Here is a 14773-nt window from a genome sequence, read left to right as displayed (position 1 = left end):
GGTGCTGTCCCGCGTCCATCCTGCTGGATATACTGGATGTTCATACAGTATGTTTCGTGCCCCCATGACAGCCCACCAGCACCCAGACCTGGCCCGCTGGCAGCGCCTCCTGGACGACGCCGGAGAACGAATACGCAACCCCGAGGCCCATCACCAGGCCGTCCAGGCTGTGGCCAACGACCTGCTCGCTCGACACGTCATCACCGAGGGCGAGCACCAGGACATGGCCGACTTTGCGGACGCAGCACTCATGCACGCCAGGGAAGAGCTGGTTGGCGTCATCACCACTGGTACGTACCTGCGCGAGAACAGCAGCGGGCCGATGGGGCGTGCTTCGGTCGAAGGCCTAGTGCGCTACAACCGCGAGGGGCAGCTCAGCATGGTCACGATGAGTGCCGATGACCTCGGCCCCATTCGTGGACTGACCTGGACGACTCGCGATGGGCGCGTGCTCAACCTGGTGAAGGTCGGCAAGTACCAGCAGGGGCGCCGGATACCGTACCTGTCAGACCTGGATTCATGCCGGCTGGCGCTGGATCAGTTGAACGCGCTACGCGAAGAGGGATGCGACAAGGCGTGTCAGTCGCTGCAGCAGGCGCTGGCCATAGCGCCATTCGGTCTCTGCCCCGCCTGCCGCGACGGATTTGACCTGCGTGATGACTGCAGAGTGTGCGATGGTGGCGGAATAGTTCGAAGATAAACAGCACTATCATTGATTGATGATCTGCAACTAGGCAAACTCAAAATTTGATCGAGACAAGTTGAAGGCCAGATAGCAAAAATTACTTAACAGGGAATCTTCAAATCTATAGCCCCAGCGGAAAATAAACGCCTAAGGAAAACTATGATATTTGCCAACAAATCTGTCAGCGAAGTTTATCAAACCACCTATAAATTACTTTCAGCAGAGAATGACAGAGGTGCAGTTCTACTAAGCGGAATTTTAACGGACGCCGTTTTAGATGAAATGATCGGAAAAAAGCTTATACCTATGCCCACCAACGGCAAAGGCCGAGACGATTTCCAGTATGCAAGAAAAATTGATATGGCATACCGTCTGGGCCTGATTTCCGAAGAAATGTTCAACTTGCTGCACGCGCTTCGCAATGCCAGGAATAAATTTGCTCATGAGGTGATATCTACCCTTGACGATGTAGCTGTAGCGAAGTCAATCGCCTCAGTTTTTTCGGCAATGCCCGAGCTATTCGCCGGATTCATGAATGATTGGCTTAAGAGATTGCAAGGAATACTTATAAGCGTTGGAATCACTGACGAGGAACTACTAAACTCGGTCAATCCAAATGATAGAAATAAGTTCGATAATTACATGACAGTGATTATTGCAACCCTTTATAAAGACTCTATCAAGATCGAGGCTATTGCCGCCAAATCTCAAGAGGCATGAGTTCGGCGGCATATACTCGATCACGCTCACTTTGTCAGTTCGAGTTTGGCAGCAGCGGCAACTCATATGGGTTGAACTGCACCACCTCTTCCCCGAGCCAATCGTTGATCTGACGCAGCCGCGCCTGCTCCGGCTCCAGCTCGTTGACGGCCCACACCTGGGCGGCTTCGCGGATCGAGCCGAAGCCCCCAGCGTTCTGCGGCACGACGGCCAGGAGCTGTGGCGGGATGCGCAGCATAGCGAGCTGGTCGTCGCGGCTGATGTTCTTGATGGCGCCGAAGTCGTCCTTGGCGGCCACTTCGCTGATGGGGATCAGCTGCAAGCCGTCCTTCTTGCCGTTGGGCGCGTACATGAACATGCCTCTCGGCCCATTCCCGGACGGACAGGCCCTGGTTGGTGATGCGTTTGCGGGCAGCCGCGCAGGCTTGCTCCGTGGGGTAGGCGTTCGGCATAGTTCACGTTCGTGTGATTTCGTGTGATGGCAGGCTGAAGATATTCAACGAACGTTGAATCGTCAAGCTTAAAAGGGGTCGTTTTGTTGAATTTCGGTGAGAGGCTGAAAGAAGAGCGTGTTCGCCTGGGGTACAACCAGGGCGATTTCGCAGCCATTGGCGGCGTCGCCAAGACATCGCAGTTCAACTACGAAAAGGCGGAGCGATGCCCAGACGTGGCGTATCTGGCTGCCGTTGCTGCCGTAGGCGTTGACGTGCTGTATGTGGTCACCGGGGTACGTACACCATCAGCGGCTGACAGCCTTACCGAAGATGAGGCCAAGTTGATCGGTCTCTATCGCGGAATGGGGCAGGACAACCGCGAAACGATCATCCGTGTGAGCGAGGCATTCGCGATCATTGGGTAGCGCGGCAGGTCAGCCAACAACAGAAAGCCCAGGCAAGTACCTGGGCTTTTTTGTGCCCGCGAAGTGGGGCGGATTGGCGCTTGCACTTTGGAAATCATGCGTAGCTTAGGGAGTGGCCGCCCGTCGGAGGCCATCCCGAACACTTTTCGCATTTCGCTAAGGCAGGCTGGTGGCACGCGAAAACGTGCAGAGAATGGGGAACTCCCGGGCGCAGTGGGCGGTGCAGTTGCACCAGGCGCCCGTCACATGGAAATGGAGTACCTACGATGGAAAAACTTACCCAGGCTGAACGACTCTTTCTGGACCTTCTGCGGCAGCTCAGTGAGCAGCAGCAGCGGGACCTGGCGAGAGTGATGGAAGCGTTCGCGCGGTCGGGCAAGTGAGAACCGCCCCGGCAAGCGCCGGGGCGTTCTGATTCAGGCCTTAGCCTCTCTCGGCTGGGGCTTCTCAAACACCCAACAGCGCACGGACTTCCCGGCCAGATAGCTGTTGACGGCGTGGTTGACGTGCAAGCATCGCGGCTCCTGACTCAGCGCGAGTGCGTCCCGCAAGGTACGGTCGAACAGCATTGGCTGCCCGTGCTCTGCGAGCAATCGAGCCAGCCCCCGCAAGTTGATTGCCAGTAGCCCCGGAGTGCGGTGGTGGTTGTATTCCACCCCTTTGGCATCGAGGTCAGCCAGCGCAGCCCAGAAACGGGCGAGGACTTCGGGTTCGGCCGGCGCACTCCAACCGATGCTGTTGAGCTCAGGCGTTGGCAAGCCCAGTAGACGAGAGGCATGGTCAACCTGTTGGTGAATGGCAGCCCTTAGTGAGCTGTTGCGAGTTCGGTGAAGCTCCTTGAGCAACGCCAGGCGATGGCGGGAGACGGCCAGTTGTTGGGTTACGCCGGACGCGCTTGCGCGTGCCGCGTTGCCTTTGCTCCAGTAGTCCCAGAGGGCGTCGTCGCATTCGTTCTGGTAACGAACGATCTTGTCGCGCAGTTCGGGCTTCACCTTGTTGGGGCTGATGGAGTAGAGCCACGCGGGAAGCTTGCGGAGAGGAAGGCAGACCATTGGCCGGAGCTTTCCATCCTCAGCAACCATTGGGATTTCCCCAACAGTAGAAGCGAATCTCTCCGATAGCTTTATGTACTGGGTCGCCCAGTCCAGCCCCATATTGGTGACGATGGGTTTCATCGCCACGAAGGGCTGTTCATCCTGCCCAACAAGAACGATGGTGTCCTCGTAGAAAGGGACAGGTATCAGATGCTGTGCTGCGATCATCAATGGGCTCCCTGGGGGCGAGGCTTGGTATCGATGCCGAACAGCCATCCTTTGAGCTTGCCGGGCGGGAGAGCAACCACCTCCCGCATTATCCCGTCGCTAGCAACCATGTGCGTGATACACACGGTTGAAAACAGAGCCTCATCCCGTAGGGGCTGGAAAGTCATGCCGTACTGTCCTCCATCGCTGCCAGTTGTCAGGATTTCCTTGATAACTGGGCCGAAGCTACCTCTTCCAATTGCTGATGATGTCGCCACGAGGAAGCATGGAGAAGACCCATTCCCTTCCTTCCTTGTACTTCGTGAAGAGTCCTTTTTCGACTAGTCCATTTAGCGCTGTTGAAGCGGTATTGTAAGAGCACCGCAGGTTTTCACGAACATTCTGGGCTGTGAAATCGGTGGCGCGTCCATTTTTTGCTACTTGGAAGATGGTTCTCTGCTTGTCGCTAAGCTCCCTATAGAGACCGGACTCATAGAGGAAGGCGTTGAACTCTTCAACGTCTCTTAATGTTTTGTTGTACTGGTCCATGTAAGCATGAATTGCTCTGCTTATAATGTCGCACTGGTAGTCAACAAAATAGGTTAAGTCGAGATCATCAGTTTCGGTGTATAGGTAGCTTTTCCCATATTTAGCTGGTGCTGATTTCAGCAGGGTGCTTATGGCAATGTATCTGAAGGCGCCAAATTCATGTTTGAACATAAGCCAGTAAAATAAGGACCTAGCAACCCGGCCATTTCCATCGTGGAAGGGATGTTCATAACCTATGGCAAAGTGAATGATGATCGCTTTTACCAGCGGATGAATATAGTGGTCGTCTTTTGCATGGCAGTGATCCGTATTCACCCAGTCAATCAGGCGCTGGAGCCGATTTTCAAGGCCGGCCGCAGGTGGCGGTGTGTGAATCGTTTCGCCTTCTCCGTCGACAACCACAACATCATCTGTTTGCCTAAAGACACCAGGCCGATATTTGTCGTCGTCAATTCCCTCTACGCCCGTTGAATGGAGTTCCGCAATGAGCTCTAAGCTTAAAGGAAGTGCTCTGTTTTTCCAGGCAAAGTTCATCATCTTGAAATTGCCAAGTATCATTTTTTCGGAAGGAGTCCGGGGCTGACGCTTCCGCTTCAACATGTCCTTTGCAATTTGAGTGGTTGTTGCGGCGCCTTCTAGCTGGCTACTGCTAATGGCTTCGTCTTCTACCAAGTCATTTAGTAGGTACTCTAAGTGCTGCTGTTCGCCGATTTTATTGCACATCCACTCTAATGCTGCGGTGGTAGTTCTCCTATCGCACTCGGAAATGGCTCGCTGTATACCAGGAGTCAAAAGCAAGAACCCTGGTTGCGCTGGCTCTCCTAGTTTTATAACTTCTTTTAGTTGGCTTCTTCTTGCCTGTTTTACTAGCGACCAAGCGACCGTGTGATCCAGGTCTTTATGGAACCTAAACCGAAGCTTGTCATAGTGGAGATAGCGCCCCTTTGGATCGAGCGGACTATGCAGGGCTATGTATTCCCGCAGGAGCTCTGCATTCCCCAAATCTACCTTTTGGAATGGGTTCAGAGTCGTCGGAGGTGGGGATTTCAGCATGGTAAATCTCAAAAATTCTGTTATTTGAGACAAGCCTACACGGCGATCCTCATTTCAACAAACCGTATTTTTGCAACAAGGCTGGCTTGAGAACTACCTCCGATAATTTCCAAAGGCCTGCTTCATGGCGTGCATCGCTATTGCGTTACCGATCTGGAAGGCGCAAAGGGCGCGGCCAGCACTGCCTCAGTTTCGCGAGGAACCTGCTTGCAGCCGCTTCCACTCCCGGTCCACGGCGCGCTTCTCCTGCTGCGGTTCGGCGAGATTGGTGCCGCCGGGCACGCGGGCCAGGCGTTCGCGTTCGGCCTGCGCCGACACGCTGACCGGCGCGGGGCTTTTCTCGCGGATCTGCATCGGCTCGAGCTCGAGGCGATCTTCCGCCGCCACCGTCAGGGGCAACAGGCCGAGGGCCAGCAGGGGAAATGAGAGTTTCGAAGGAAAGCGGCGTTTGGGGTTGAAGCAACGACTCATGACAAGCTCCGTCTGCACGAAATCTGGCTTACCAGCTCAGGTAGAACATGCCCTTGGCCAGCAGCACGATGCCGACCATGTGGCTGAAGACACTCAGGTGAATCCGGCGGAAATACGTCGAGTTCATGCGCCCGCTGTAGAGCAGGAACATGGCGCTGAAGAAGTGCCCGAGCACGCTCATGGCGAGGAGGATCTTCAGGCTCAGCAAGGTGCCGAAGGAGGACGCCAGCGGGTCCGCCAGCAGCGGCAGGTAGCGCGTCCAGACCATGCCCAGGCCGGCGCTGAACAGCACCAGCAGCACCCAGGGCATCAGCCGCCGCGCACGTTTGCCGATGCCCTGCTCCACCTGGCGCATTACCGCGGCCGGCACGTGCTGGCGCACGCTTTCGAAGATCAGCACCTCGAAGAACACCGTGCCGATGAACATCAGCGCGGCGAACAGGTGCAGGGTCAGCAGGATCGGATAGATCATGGCGCAGGTATCTCCAGGGCCAGCAGGGTCTGATGAAGGACCGCCGCCGCTTGATCGGCGGTGTATCCACTGAGGTCGAAGGGACGTAGCGCGCCGTCGTTGACCAGCACGAAGCGCTCGACGAGGCCGACCAGCTCGCCGGGGTGGTGGCTGACGCACAGCAGGGCCGCACCCGAGCTGGCTAACCAGTCGCGGCAGAGATCCAGCAGGGATTCGCGCAGGGCCGGGTCCAGCGCGCTGAATGGCTCGTCGAGCAGCAGCAGGTCCGGCTCGACCGCGAACGAGCGCGCCAGGGCAACACGCTGGGCCATGCCGCCGGACAGCTGATTCGGCCAGGCCCCCTCATGCCCGGCGAGGCCGACGCGCTCCAACCAATGGCTGGCCAGCCGCCGCGCCGTTGCACGCTCGTGGCCGATGGCGCGCAGGGGGATTTCCAGGTTTTCCGCAACCCGGCACCAGGGCAGCAGGCGCGGCTCCTGGAAGGCCAGCACGGGATGGCGGAATCCGTTGTCTGCCTGCCCCCGATGGGGCCTCAGGAGGCCGGCCGCCAGGCGCAACAGGCTGCTCTTGCCGGCGCCGCTGGGCCCGAGAATGCCAACCCGCTCACCGGGTAGCAGGCGCAGGGAAGCGTCGGCGAGTACACGCCGTTCGCCCAGCCGCAGATCGACTCCGTACCACTCAAGCATGGGCGGCCTCCTGCCAACGGCCCATGCGCCGCTGCAGCGGCTGCAGCAGGAGGAACTCCAGTGCAGCGACCAGCAGCAGGATCAGCAGAGTCCAGGCATACAGCCCGGCGCTGTCGAACGTGCTGCGCGCGTTAGCCAGCGCGAAACCGGCTCCACTTTCCGCGCCAAGCACTTCAGCCATCACCACCAGGCGCACGCCGCCGCAGGTGGCGATCAACAGTGCCGCTCCAAGCGGCGCGGTCAGTGAAGGGATGTAGAGCCGCCGCAACTTCTGCCAGGGACTGAAGCGGTAGACCCGCGCCATCTCCAGCAGGCCGCGGTCGACCATCTGCATGCCTTTGACGGTGTTCACGTACATGCCCGGCGCCAGCATGAGAACGCTGATCAGCACCACCATGGCCGAGCCGAGCCCGACCCAGAGCATCGCCAGCACCACGACCACCACCGGCGGCACCGACATCAGCAGCCAGCGCAGCGGCTCCAGCAGGCCACGTACACGAGCGTCCAGCCCGGCCAGCAGGCCCAGGCAGAAGCCCAGCAGGCAACCCAGGCCAACGCCCAGCACGATACGCAGCAGACTGGTTCCGGCTTGAAGACGGAAGTCGGCCTCGAAAGGCAGGCGAGCCATGGCTTGCAGCGTCTGCCAGGGAGTTGCCATGAGCAGCGAGCCCAGGCGCATCGCCAGCAGTTGCCAGCCCACCAGCAACAAGGCGCCACCCAGCACGGCCCAGCGTCGGGAAGTCATTCGGCTCATCTCACGGCCCATAGAAGCTGGCAGGTGGCATGGAGCCACCGATGGCCTGCGGATGGCGTTCGGCGATCAGGCCGAACAGCGCCTCCAGCGGCCCGCGCGCGGCGCTGGCGGCCACACTGTCCAGGCGCGTGACGCGGATGGACTCCTCGACCGCCTCCACCGGCAGGTGCGGCAGGTGCCGATGCACCAGTTCCGCGCAGTCCCGCGGCTGCGTACTGCACCAGCGGGCGGACTCGGCGTAGGCGGCCTCCACGGCGCGCGCCAACTCGCCGTTCTCGGCGCGCTGCGGGCTGCTCATCAGTCCTGCCTGAGGCAATTCGGGCTGTTGCGGGAAAGCCTGCTTCCAGGCGCTTTCCAGACTTTGCACACGGTAGAGCGGCGCCCCACCCTCGCTGCGGTTGCGCCAGAGCAGCAGGGACACCGCCGGCTCCACCAGCAGGGCGTGATCGGCGCGACCTGCCAGCAGCAGCGCCTGGGCGTCCTGGCCGTCGCGGACCGGGCGCAGCGTCAGGTCCTTGCCCGGCTCCAGGCCATGGCTGAGCAACAGCTCATCGATCAGGATCGCCGGCAGGTCGCGCTGGAAAGGCAGCACCACGTCCTTGCCGGCGAGGTCGGCGAAACCTTTCACCTGTGGGTCGCGGCTCACCAGCCAGATAATTCCCCACACCGAGACGTTGAGCAGCCGCACGGGCTGCCCGCGCCCGGCCATCAGCGCCGGCAGGTTCACCGGGGCGGCGCTGTAGTCGAGTTCGTTCTTGGCCAGCAGCACGCGCAACTGATCGGGGTTCTGCCAGAGGCGGAATTCGACACGCTCGGCGTGATCCGCCAGGGCATTGGTTTCCACCATGTGTAGCAGCGGGAAGCTGACCACCGCGCCGGGGCCACCCAACCGCAACACCTTTTCCCGGGTCATGCCGGCCGGTGACGCCAGACAGGTGCCGGCGACCAGTGCAAGTGAAAGGAAGAGGCGCGGGAGCCTCCGATTGATTGATATGCGAATAAGTCTTATCTTCATTCGCAAATCATTGCAGCCCGCACGCTCATCACGAATGACAAATGTTAAGTTCGCCCCAGATCCTGGTGAATGCCAGCGATTGCTGGGTGCCCTGCCCCAGTTCGCAGACCTGCCGGAAGCGCTCTTGGCCGGCCTGTGCGAGTCAGCCGCACTGCTCCGCGCCGGGGCCGGCAAGCTGCTGTTCCGCGAGGGCGATCCCGCCGAGCATTTCCTGCTGGTCCGGCATGGTTGCGTGGAAATGCTGCGCTTCACCTGCGATGGCGAGGAGCGCGTCTTCCACCTGTTCCGCGAAGGTCAGTTGATCGCCGAAGCGGCCATGTTCATGCCCCACGGCCGCTACCCGATGAATGCCCGCAGCCAGGGCAGCGGCGAATTCTTCCGACTGGGCCGCAATGCACTGCGCAAGGCCTGCGAGGGCCATCCTCCGCTGGCCATGCGCATGCTGGAGAACCTCAGCCTGCGCCTCTACCGCCAGGTCAACGAGGTCGACTGGCTGACGGCGAGTTCCGCCTCCCAGCGCCTGGCCGCCTATCTGCTCGGCCTGCACCGTCGCCAGGGCGAGTGTCTCAATCTGCCGATCAGCCAACGCCAACTCGCCACGCACCTGGGCATTCGCCCTGAATCCCTGAGTCGACTGCTCTCCGACTGGCAGCACGCAGGGCGCATCGAAGGGCGACTCCGGCAGTGGCTGCTTTGCGACATTCCCTACCTGCAGGAGCTGGCCAGCCCCGCGGTACGCTCTTTCTGAGATGGCCGGCCATCGGCCTGCAGCAGGCATCCAGCCTTAACAACAGCGAGCGCTATGCCTGACGTCCGCTTAGGGTGGATTCTGTTGAAAAAAGGCGGTTCTGCGGCAGCCAGCCGGCCAGGTGCGCCAGCATTCGAAATGGCTGCAAGCCACTTCAAGTTGCCTTTCGGCGATTAACTGAGCGTCCGGGCTCAGGTTTGATGGTTAATTCGAGGGTTTCTGCTCGCCGCAGGCGTACCTACACGGCTATTCCTGATAGCCAAAGTGTAGGCGCTGGTGATTCTGACACCTTGTTCCAGTGATTCTGACCCACCCCGCAACAGCGAGAGGCGGCTACTCCACTCAGCCAGCCATGAATAAAAAAGTTACAAAGTCATGCTGCATCGTATTTATGCGAGCTGCAGGCGAGGCGAGCAAGAAGTTGCACACCCCAGCTCTGTTACTTTCGCGCGTGACATGTCGCTCATAAGTGACTGACCATCATCTCGCTGATGCAAGGATTCGCACATGAGTGGAAAACCCGCCGCCCGCGTCACCGATCCTACAGCCTGCCCAATACCGGGGCATGGCACCAACCCCATAGCCCAAGGTTCTCCTGACGTCGTGTTTGACGGCCTGCCTGCTGCACGACAGGGCGATGCTTCTGCTTGCGGAAGCCCCATAGCGTCAGCTGTTTCAGCGACGGTGTTCATCAACGGCCAGCCCGCTGCCACCCTGGGCAGCATCGGTGCCCACGGCAACGTGATCATTGGTGGCTCGGGGACCGTCATCATCGGTGATGTATTCACTCCCGCCCCTTTACGCCAATCACCCCGCTATCCAGCGTCACGGCACCGTATTCCGGGCGCTTCCAGCTCATTGACCAGGAAACCGGTAAGCCCATTGCCGGACGTAGGGTAAAGGTCTGGTCGAGTGGTGGTTGGAGCGCACTCGATGCCACAGATGCCGAAGGCATGACCTCGTGGATCAACCACGAGGCGTCGGAGTCTATCCAGATCGACCTGATGCAGGGAGGCGAAGCATGAGCGATCAGCCCAGCCTCGCTCAGGGCGGCATGAGCCCCGAAGGCAAGACCAACCCCGTTGGCATCCTGGAGCCCAAGCTCGATCCACAGGACAAGAAGGTGTTGTGCTCGGCGATCTGCTATTGCAGCAGCACACCCAACGTCAGCCAGGACGGCAAGAACCTCAAGCAGGCCTGCGTGGCTCAGCGTCTGGGGGAGTTGGACGAAATCCTCCAGGGGCGTAGCCCGTACAAGCCCGAGGTCAGTTACGACATGACCAAGAACCCGCCGCAGCCGATCCTCGACAGCCAGACCGGCAACAGTCCGCATGGTTGGATTCCGGGCTGGATCAGCAAGTATTGGGATGAAGATCCAGAGCATCCGTCGTTCAGGCCTGGTCGCGGCATGATTCGCCGGCCCGACGTGGTGATCGTCAAGGACCCCAGCAAGCCGCCGACCCAGGACAATATCAAGCAGGTGGTGGAGATGAAGTTTCCACCCGATCAGCGTAATGCGAGGCAGAGTGACGCCTACGGTGCCATCGCCGGCAGTAAAAATAAGGTCGTCGAGATGCAGTCTACCGACTGCGACTGCAGCCAGGAAAATCAGCAGTCCAAGGTACCCGTAGAGGAGCTAGGGTGGGCTGCCGCCATCGCTAGTGGCGTGGTGTACTTCCTGACTCGTGGCCGTTCCCCGCGCCCCATGATCCCGGCCTATTGATTCGGAGAAACACTCATGGAACCGAAATTCAACCTGGCCGAAGAGCTGGCCAAACACCCCCATCTGCTGGAGATGCCCGGCAACCTGCTGATGAAAGGTGGTCGAGAGGACTATATCGGCGCCGTGCTCTGCCTGCGGGGCACGCTCTATTTCAAGGAAGCCCATACCCCTCTGGTGCGCGAAGCATTATGCCAGTGCTTCGATGAGTTCAAGCGTCAGGCCGAGCCGCACCTCTCCTGGCTTTGGCGCGAAGAGCCGCCAGAGGGTAAGCCGCTGACTGCATACAGTGACGCAAAGCCATTGCGTGAAATGCTGTTCAGCATGGATGAGGATTATCCACTGAGCTTCTACTACAGCAGTGGCAAGCAGTCGATTGATGCCCCTGATTGGCACTTTGAAATTTTTGGCCAATCTGCATGGGAAGCGAAGATTGGGCGCGATCTAAGCGTGCTGGAGTTCTCTGTGCCGCTGCTGTACCAGGAGCAGAACCCGCTGAATTTCCTACGCCTATTCCTTGACGTCGCACGTCGACTGGCTCCGGAGCAAGGCTATGCCGGGCACGCTTACAACCTTTCGCCTACCAGCCGAGACAACAACGAGCCCACCGAAGCCTTTATGGCCGCACGGATGCCGGGATTGGATGTAGGAACAGCCGGTCTGTTGGCCAATATCCCTGAGTTCAAACCGACCAAGATCAAGACCGTCAGTTGGCTGACCCTACTCGACCACGCACGTCTGGAACTGGCTGGTGGCATGGAGGCACTGCGTGCACAGCTGCCGCCCAGTCATTTCGCCTTCTACGACTACGGCGCCGGTGTGGTGATACAGGCCGGAGCTTACCCATCAGGGGGGGATGGCGAAGACCCGAAACCGGCTGCTTACGTGTTGCTGAACCACGTGCTCAAAGGCATCCGCTACGAAACCGTCGGTTCGCTGCACGGCGGCTCGCATGACGGCGAATTGCGGCTGGTCGGCTGGTCGGCCGATCAGTGGCTCAAGCGCTTGGATGTGGATGAGAGCGATATCCCCGCCTGGCGTGCCAAACTGCTCAGCAACGAGCCGTATCTGGATGCCACGAATACCCTGCCGGGGCGCTTGTAGAACGGCTGTCACGACGCCGTAAACGGGGAGATCAACATGCTGCTGCCGGGTGCCGAAACCCAGAGGATGAACCAGCGCCAATGCCTGGAGCTGCTGGAGGGCGTTGAGGATACACTCCACTTCTTATTCGCCACGCTGACCTACCTGATTCATGCCGAGAGCCAGCGCCTCCTGCCGGATGCGGAATTGATCGCCTCTTGGGAAGCCTTGCAGCAGGAGGTCTTCGACGTTGAATATGCCCTGCCAGGCGCTGATGTGACGGTCTACCAGCAAGCGTTGCGGACCTACGGCAAGCACAATCGTGAGCTGCGCCCGTTGGTTGACCAGTATATGGCCAAGTAGTTACTCATCCTTTGCCCGTTCTGGAGGCCGCCAGGCCCCAGGACGTTTCCCGCCCCATATTTCCCGCATTTCCTTTCGGCTCTGCAACCAGCCTTCCGCGCGAATCAGCATCGGCCAGATAAGCATGGATAGGTGCGCAGCTGCTGGTTGATCTGTCGATAGAACTGCTGCGCCTTGGGCGATAGGCCTTCCGGGTTATGCAGCAGGCCCAGCAGTGCCTTAACCGCATTCTCATCGTTCAGCATTAGCTGCCCCTCACCGAGCCATTGCCAGAGCAGCGGCCGACGCTGATTCAGCCACTCGGCTATGCCGTGCTCAGGAAAGAGCACAGCAGGCGTGAAAAGCCCCTCATGAAACTCCGTCACCTCGCGGGTCAGGATACGGTTCACCGCCTTGTCGAAACGTTCTCGCTGGCGAGCACCTGACTTGTAACGAGCAGCGGCAGCGCGCTGTCCGTCTGCATTCGCCCGCCGCGGAGAGCTGGGAGAATGGTCCACGCATAACTTCCGCCCTGGCAGAGGATGCCTCCAGCACAGCGTGCAGAAGTTGAACGGATCAACTTGTAGCCCGCTGTCCGAACGAACCTGGCTCTGCACCGGCATCCGCAACTGGTTGCACAGGCTGATGAAGTAAGTGACCTCGACGACAGTAGGGAATGTAAATGTCCGCGGCGGCAGGGTGCCGATGCCGGCTGTATCGGGGTCGAAAAGCGCCCTGAACATGAAGGGCGCCCAGTCATCTGGCAGATCGCGGCTCGGCGCGGCACCTACAAGAAGCATGGCAAGTGCAGTGTCTTGTACAAGACGATCCGCAAAATCGAGAAAGCCAAGACCCAGGTACGGGCGAAGGTCGAGCACCCGTTCCGCGTGATCAAGCGGCAGTTCGGCTACACCAAGGTGCGCTTTCGCGGATTGGCCAAGAATGCCGTACAGATGGTGACGCTGTTCGCCCTGTCGAATCTGTGGATGGCCCGCCGACATTTGCCGGCCAGCGCAGGAGCGGTGCGCCTGTAGTGCGAGAAACGGCCGCCGAGAGTCGCTCGGCGGTCAAGAAACCGGGAACGCTCGGGCGATTTGCCCTGTTTTGGAGCGATCGGCCACCTTCAAAAATTGGCAGACACCGAAGTTAGCCGAAAATACCGGGCTATTTCAGACCCTCCCTGAGGGCCGACGAACTTCCCCTGCTCGAGTGCCGGAGGTGCCTGTCATGGCACTCCGGCGCTCCTTGGCCCGACTTGACTTGAGACGGTCAGTCGCTATCGGGCAGCTGGAGCTGGCGGAACCGATTCGGCACAGCTCCTTGAGCGCCATCCAGAGTCTCGTCCCAGGGCAGAGGGGGAACGAAAAGTTCTACAAGATAGTCGATGAAAGTCCGCACTTTCGTCGACACATGGTGAGTCGGCGGATAGATGGCAGAGATCGTGTACGGTGGTTGCCGATACCCCGTAAGAACTGGAACGAGAAGGCCTTTGCGCAACCCCTCGGCAGCCAGGAAAATGGGTAACGACGCGATCCCGAGCCCGGCGATCGCCATATCTCTCAGCGCACCACCGTTGTTGATGACGATCCGACTACGGGTCGAGACGCTGATTGGCGAGCCTCCCCCGGCTTGAGACTCGAATTGCCAGAGCCTGTTGGCGTGGACATAGGCATAGTCGATGCACTGGTGGTCGGCGAGCTCGGCGACGGTTCGAGGCTGACCGTTGGATTCAATGTACGAAGGGCTGCAAACCACCACCCTCGGGCACTCGCAGAGCGTTCGGGCGCGCAGGCTGGAATCGCGCAGATGACTGATTCGAATGCCGACATCGTAGCCCCCCTGGACGAGGTCGACCGAGCGGTCTTCGTAGTCGACGGCGAGCTCCAGGTTGGGATGACGTCGGGCAAACTCGGCAATGACCGGCCCCAGATACATGTCGCCGAACGACATGGGCGTGGTGATGCGCAGTTGTCCCCGCAAGGAGCTCTCGCGTTTGGCCGACAGGCTCTCCGCAGTCAGGTTGATCTCATGGATCAGCGGTACCATGCGCTCGTAGAAAGCATCCCCATTCTCGGTCGGTTTGAGCTGACGCGTGGAGCGCTGGAACAGCTCCACGCCCAATGCCGACTCCAGGTCGCTGATACGTTTGCTGATCACTGACTTGGAGAGATTCATCCGGTCGGCGGCGGCGGTAATGCTGCCGGACTCCATCACCCGGATGAACGTGAGTATGTCTTCAAAACGCCACTTCATTGTTCACCCATGACGAACCTGGCCTCCGATCATGCCGGCCTCCTCGTTCAATTCTGGCAGATGCAAACCGCTCTCCAGCCTGAACTGGACAATCCCTCACTCCCGCAGCTCCCCGCGCACAT

At 59.6% G+C, this 14773-nt stretch carries 16 protein-coding genes and 3 pseudogenes; 9 read left to right on the top strand and 10 right to left on the bottom strand.

Annotation, left to right across the window (positions count from 1 at the left end; genetic code table 11):
* Nucleotides 1-64: 64 nt before the first annotated feature.
* Together ACYCAX_RS19390 and ACYCAX_RS19385 are read left to right on the top strand one after the other, a co-directional pair.
* Entirely contained in the window at nt 65-700 is a 636-nt protein-coding gene (locus tag ACYCAX_RS19390; RefSeq protein WP_460248625.1) for a hypothetical protein, read from the top strand.
* A 144-nt stretch (nt 701-844) separates the two neighbouring features.
* Nucleotides 845-1405, top strand: a complete 561-nt coding sequence (locus ACYCAX_RS19385; RefSeq protein ID WP_460248624.1) for a DUF4145 domain-containing protein — start codon at nt 845-847, stop codon at nt 1403-1405.
* A gap of 34 nt (nt 1406-1439) precedes the next feature.
* On the opposite strand, the pseudogene ACYCAX_RS19380 reads toward ACYCAX_RS19385, so the two are convergent.
* Nucleotides 1440-1793: pseudogene (locus ACYCAX_RS19380) on the bottom strand (phage portal protein); the annotation flags it as partial.
* A 150-nt stretch (nt 1794-1943) separates the two neighbouring features.
* Between ACYCAX_RS19380 and ACYCAX_RS19375 the strand changes: the two are divergent.
* Nucleotides 1944-2264 (top strand): helix-turn-helix domain-containing protein, encoded by a 321-nt coding sequence (locus ACYCAX_RS19375; protein WP_460248623.1) that lies wholly within the window; start codon nt 1944-1946, stop codon nt 2262-2264.
* A 416-nt stretch (nt 2265-2680) separates the two neighbouring features.
* Here ACYCAX_RS19375 and ACYCAX_RS19370 read toward each other — a convergent pair whose 3' ends face one another.
* From ACYCAX_RS19370 to ACYCAX_RS19340, 7 genes are all read right to left on the bottom strand, one after another.
* The gene (locus ACYCAX_RS19370) at nt 2681-3526 is read right to left on the bottom strand and encodes a phage antirepressor N-terminal domain-containing protein (RefSeq protein ID WP_460248622.1); all 846 of its coding nucleotides are present in this window, start codon (nt 3524-3526) and stop codon (nt 2681-2683) included.
* Between the two features lie 225 nt (nt 3527-3751).
* Nucleotides 3752-5107: a Fic family protein gene (locus ACYCAX_RS19365; protein ID WP_460248621.1), complete on the bottom strand. Its 1356-nt coding sequence runs from the start codon at nt 5105-5107 to the stop codon at nt 3752-3754.
* 186 nt (nt 5108-5293) lie between these two features.
* Nucleotides 5294-5578 carry a hypothetical protein gene (locus tag ACYCAX_RS19360; protein ID WP_460248620.1) on the bottom strand — a complete coding sequence of 95 codons (285 nt, stop codon included), beginning with the start codon at nt 5576-5578 and terminating at the stop codon, nt 5294-5296.
* A 28-nt stretch (nt 5579-5606) separates the two neighbouring features.
* Nucleotides 5607-6050 carry a CopD family copper resistance protein gene (locus tag ACYCAX_RS19355; protein ID WP_460248619.1) on the bottom strand — a complete coding sequence of 148 codons (444 nt, stop codon included), beginning with the start codon at nt 6048-6050 and terminating at the stop codon, nt 5607-5609.
* Complete coding sequence (locus tag ACYCAX_RS19350; RefSeq protein ID WP_460248618.1) at nt 6047-6736, bottom strand: ATP-binding cassette domain-containing protein; 690 nt, start codon at nt 6734-6736, stop codon at nt 6047-6049. Before ACYCAX_RS19350 ends, ACYCAX_RS19355 begins: the two co-directional genes overlap by 4 nt.
* On the bottom strand, nt 6729-7481 hold the full coding sequence (locus ACYCAX_RS19345) for an ABC transporter permease (RefSeq protein ID WP_015476040.1): 753 nt from the start codon (nt 7479-7481) through the stop codon (nt 6729-6731). Before ACYCAX_RS19345 ends, ACYCAX_RS19350 begins: the two co-directional genes overlap by 8 nt.
* Before the next feature lie 10 nt (nt 7482-7491).
* A complete protein-coding gene (locus ACYCAX_RS19340) occupies nt 7492-8403 on the bottom strand; it encodes an ABC transporter substrate-binding protein (protein WP_460248617.1) in 912 nt (303 codons plus the stop codon).
* A gap of 226 nt (nt 8404-8629) precedes the next feature.
* Here ACYCAX_RS19340 and ACYCAX_RS19335 point away from each other — a divergent pair, with 226 nt between their 5' ends.
* The 5 genes and pseudogenes from ACYCAX_RS19335 (at nt 8630) to ACYCAX_RS19315 (ending at nt 12419) form a co-directional block, all read left to right on the top strand.
* Entirely contained in the window at nt 8630-9253 is a 624-nt protein-coding gene (locus ACYCAX_RS19335; RefSeq protein ID WP_460248616.1) for a Crp/Fnr family transcriptional regulator, read from the top strand.
* Nucleotides 9254-9760: 507 nt separating this feature from the next.
* Nucleotides 9761-10278 (top strand): annotated as a pseudogene (locus ACYCAX_RS19330) (PAAR domain-containing protein).
* Nucleotides 10275-10976, top strand: a complete 702-nt coding sequence (locus tag ACYCAX_RS19325; protein ID WP_460248615.1) for a VRR-NUC domain-containing protein — start codon at nt 10275-10277, stop codon at nt 10974-10976. The pseudogene ACYCAX_RS19330 and the gene ACYCAX_RS19325 overlap by 4 nt, the downstream one beginning before the upstream one ends.
* A 15-nt stretch (nt 10977-10991) precedes the next feature.
* Complete coding sequence (locus tag ACYCAX_RS19320) at nt 10992-12077, top strand: DUF3396 domain-containing protein (protein ID WP_460248614.1); 1086 nt, start codon at nt 10992-10994, stop codon at nt 12075-12077.
* Between the two features lie 36 nt (nt 12078-12113).
* Nucleotides 12114-12419: a hypothetical protein gene (locus ACYCAX_RS19315; protein WP_460248613.1), complete on the top strand. Its 306-nt coding sequence runs from the start codon at nt 12114-12116 to the stop codon at nt 12417-12419.
* Between the two features lie 104 nt (nt 12420-12523).
* Here ACYCAX_RS19315 and ACYCAX_RS19310 read toward each other — a convergent pair whose 3' ends face one another.
* The gene (locus ACYCAX_RS19310; protein WP_460248612.1) at nt 12524-13198 is read right to left on the bottom strand and encodes a hypothetical protein; all 675 of its coding nucleotides are present in this window, start codon (nt 13196-13198) and stop codon (nt 12524-12526) included.
* On the opposite strand from ACYCAX_RS19310, the pseudogene ACYCAX_RS19305 reads away from it, so the two are divergent.
* Nucleotides 13100-13432 (top strand): annotated as a pseudogene (locus ACYCAX_RS19305) (transposase); the annotation flags it as partial. The gene ACYCAX_RS19310 and the pseudogene ACYCAX_RS19305 sit on opposite strands and share 99 nt — an antisense overlap.
* 235 nt (nt 13433-13667) lie before the next feature.
* Here ACYCAX_RS19305 and ACYCAX_RS19300 read toward each other — a convergent pair.
* Entirely contained in the window at nt 13668-14651 is a 984-nt protein-coding gene (locus ACYCAX_RS19300; protein WP_460248611.1) for a LysR family transcriptional regulator, read from the bottom strand.
* Between the last annotated feature and the right edge of the window lie 122 nt (nt 14652-14773).

It is taken from the genome of Pseudomonas sp. MT3, assembly GCF_054720805.1.
The sequence above is the reverse complement of the archived record's forward strand: the minus strand, read 5'-3'. Positions and strand labels throughout refer to the sequence as shown.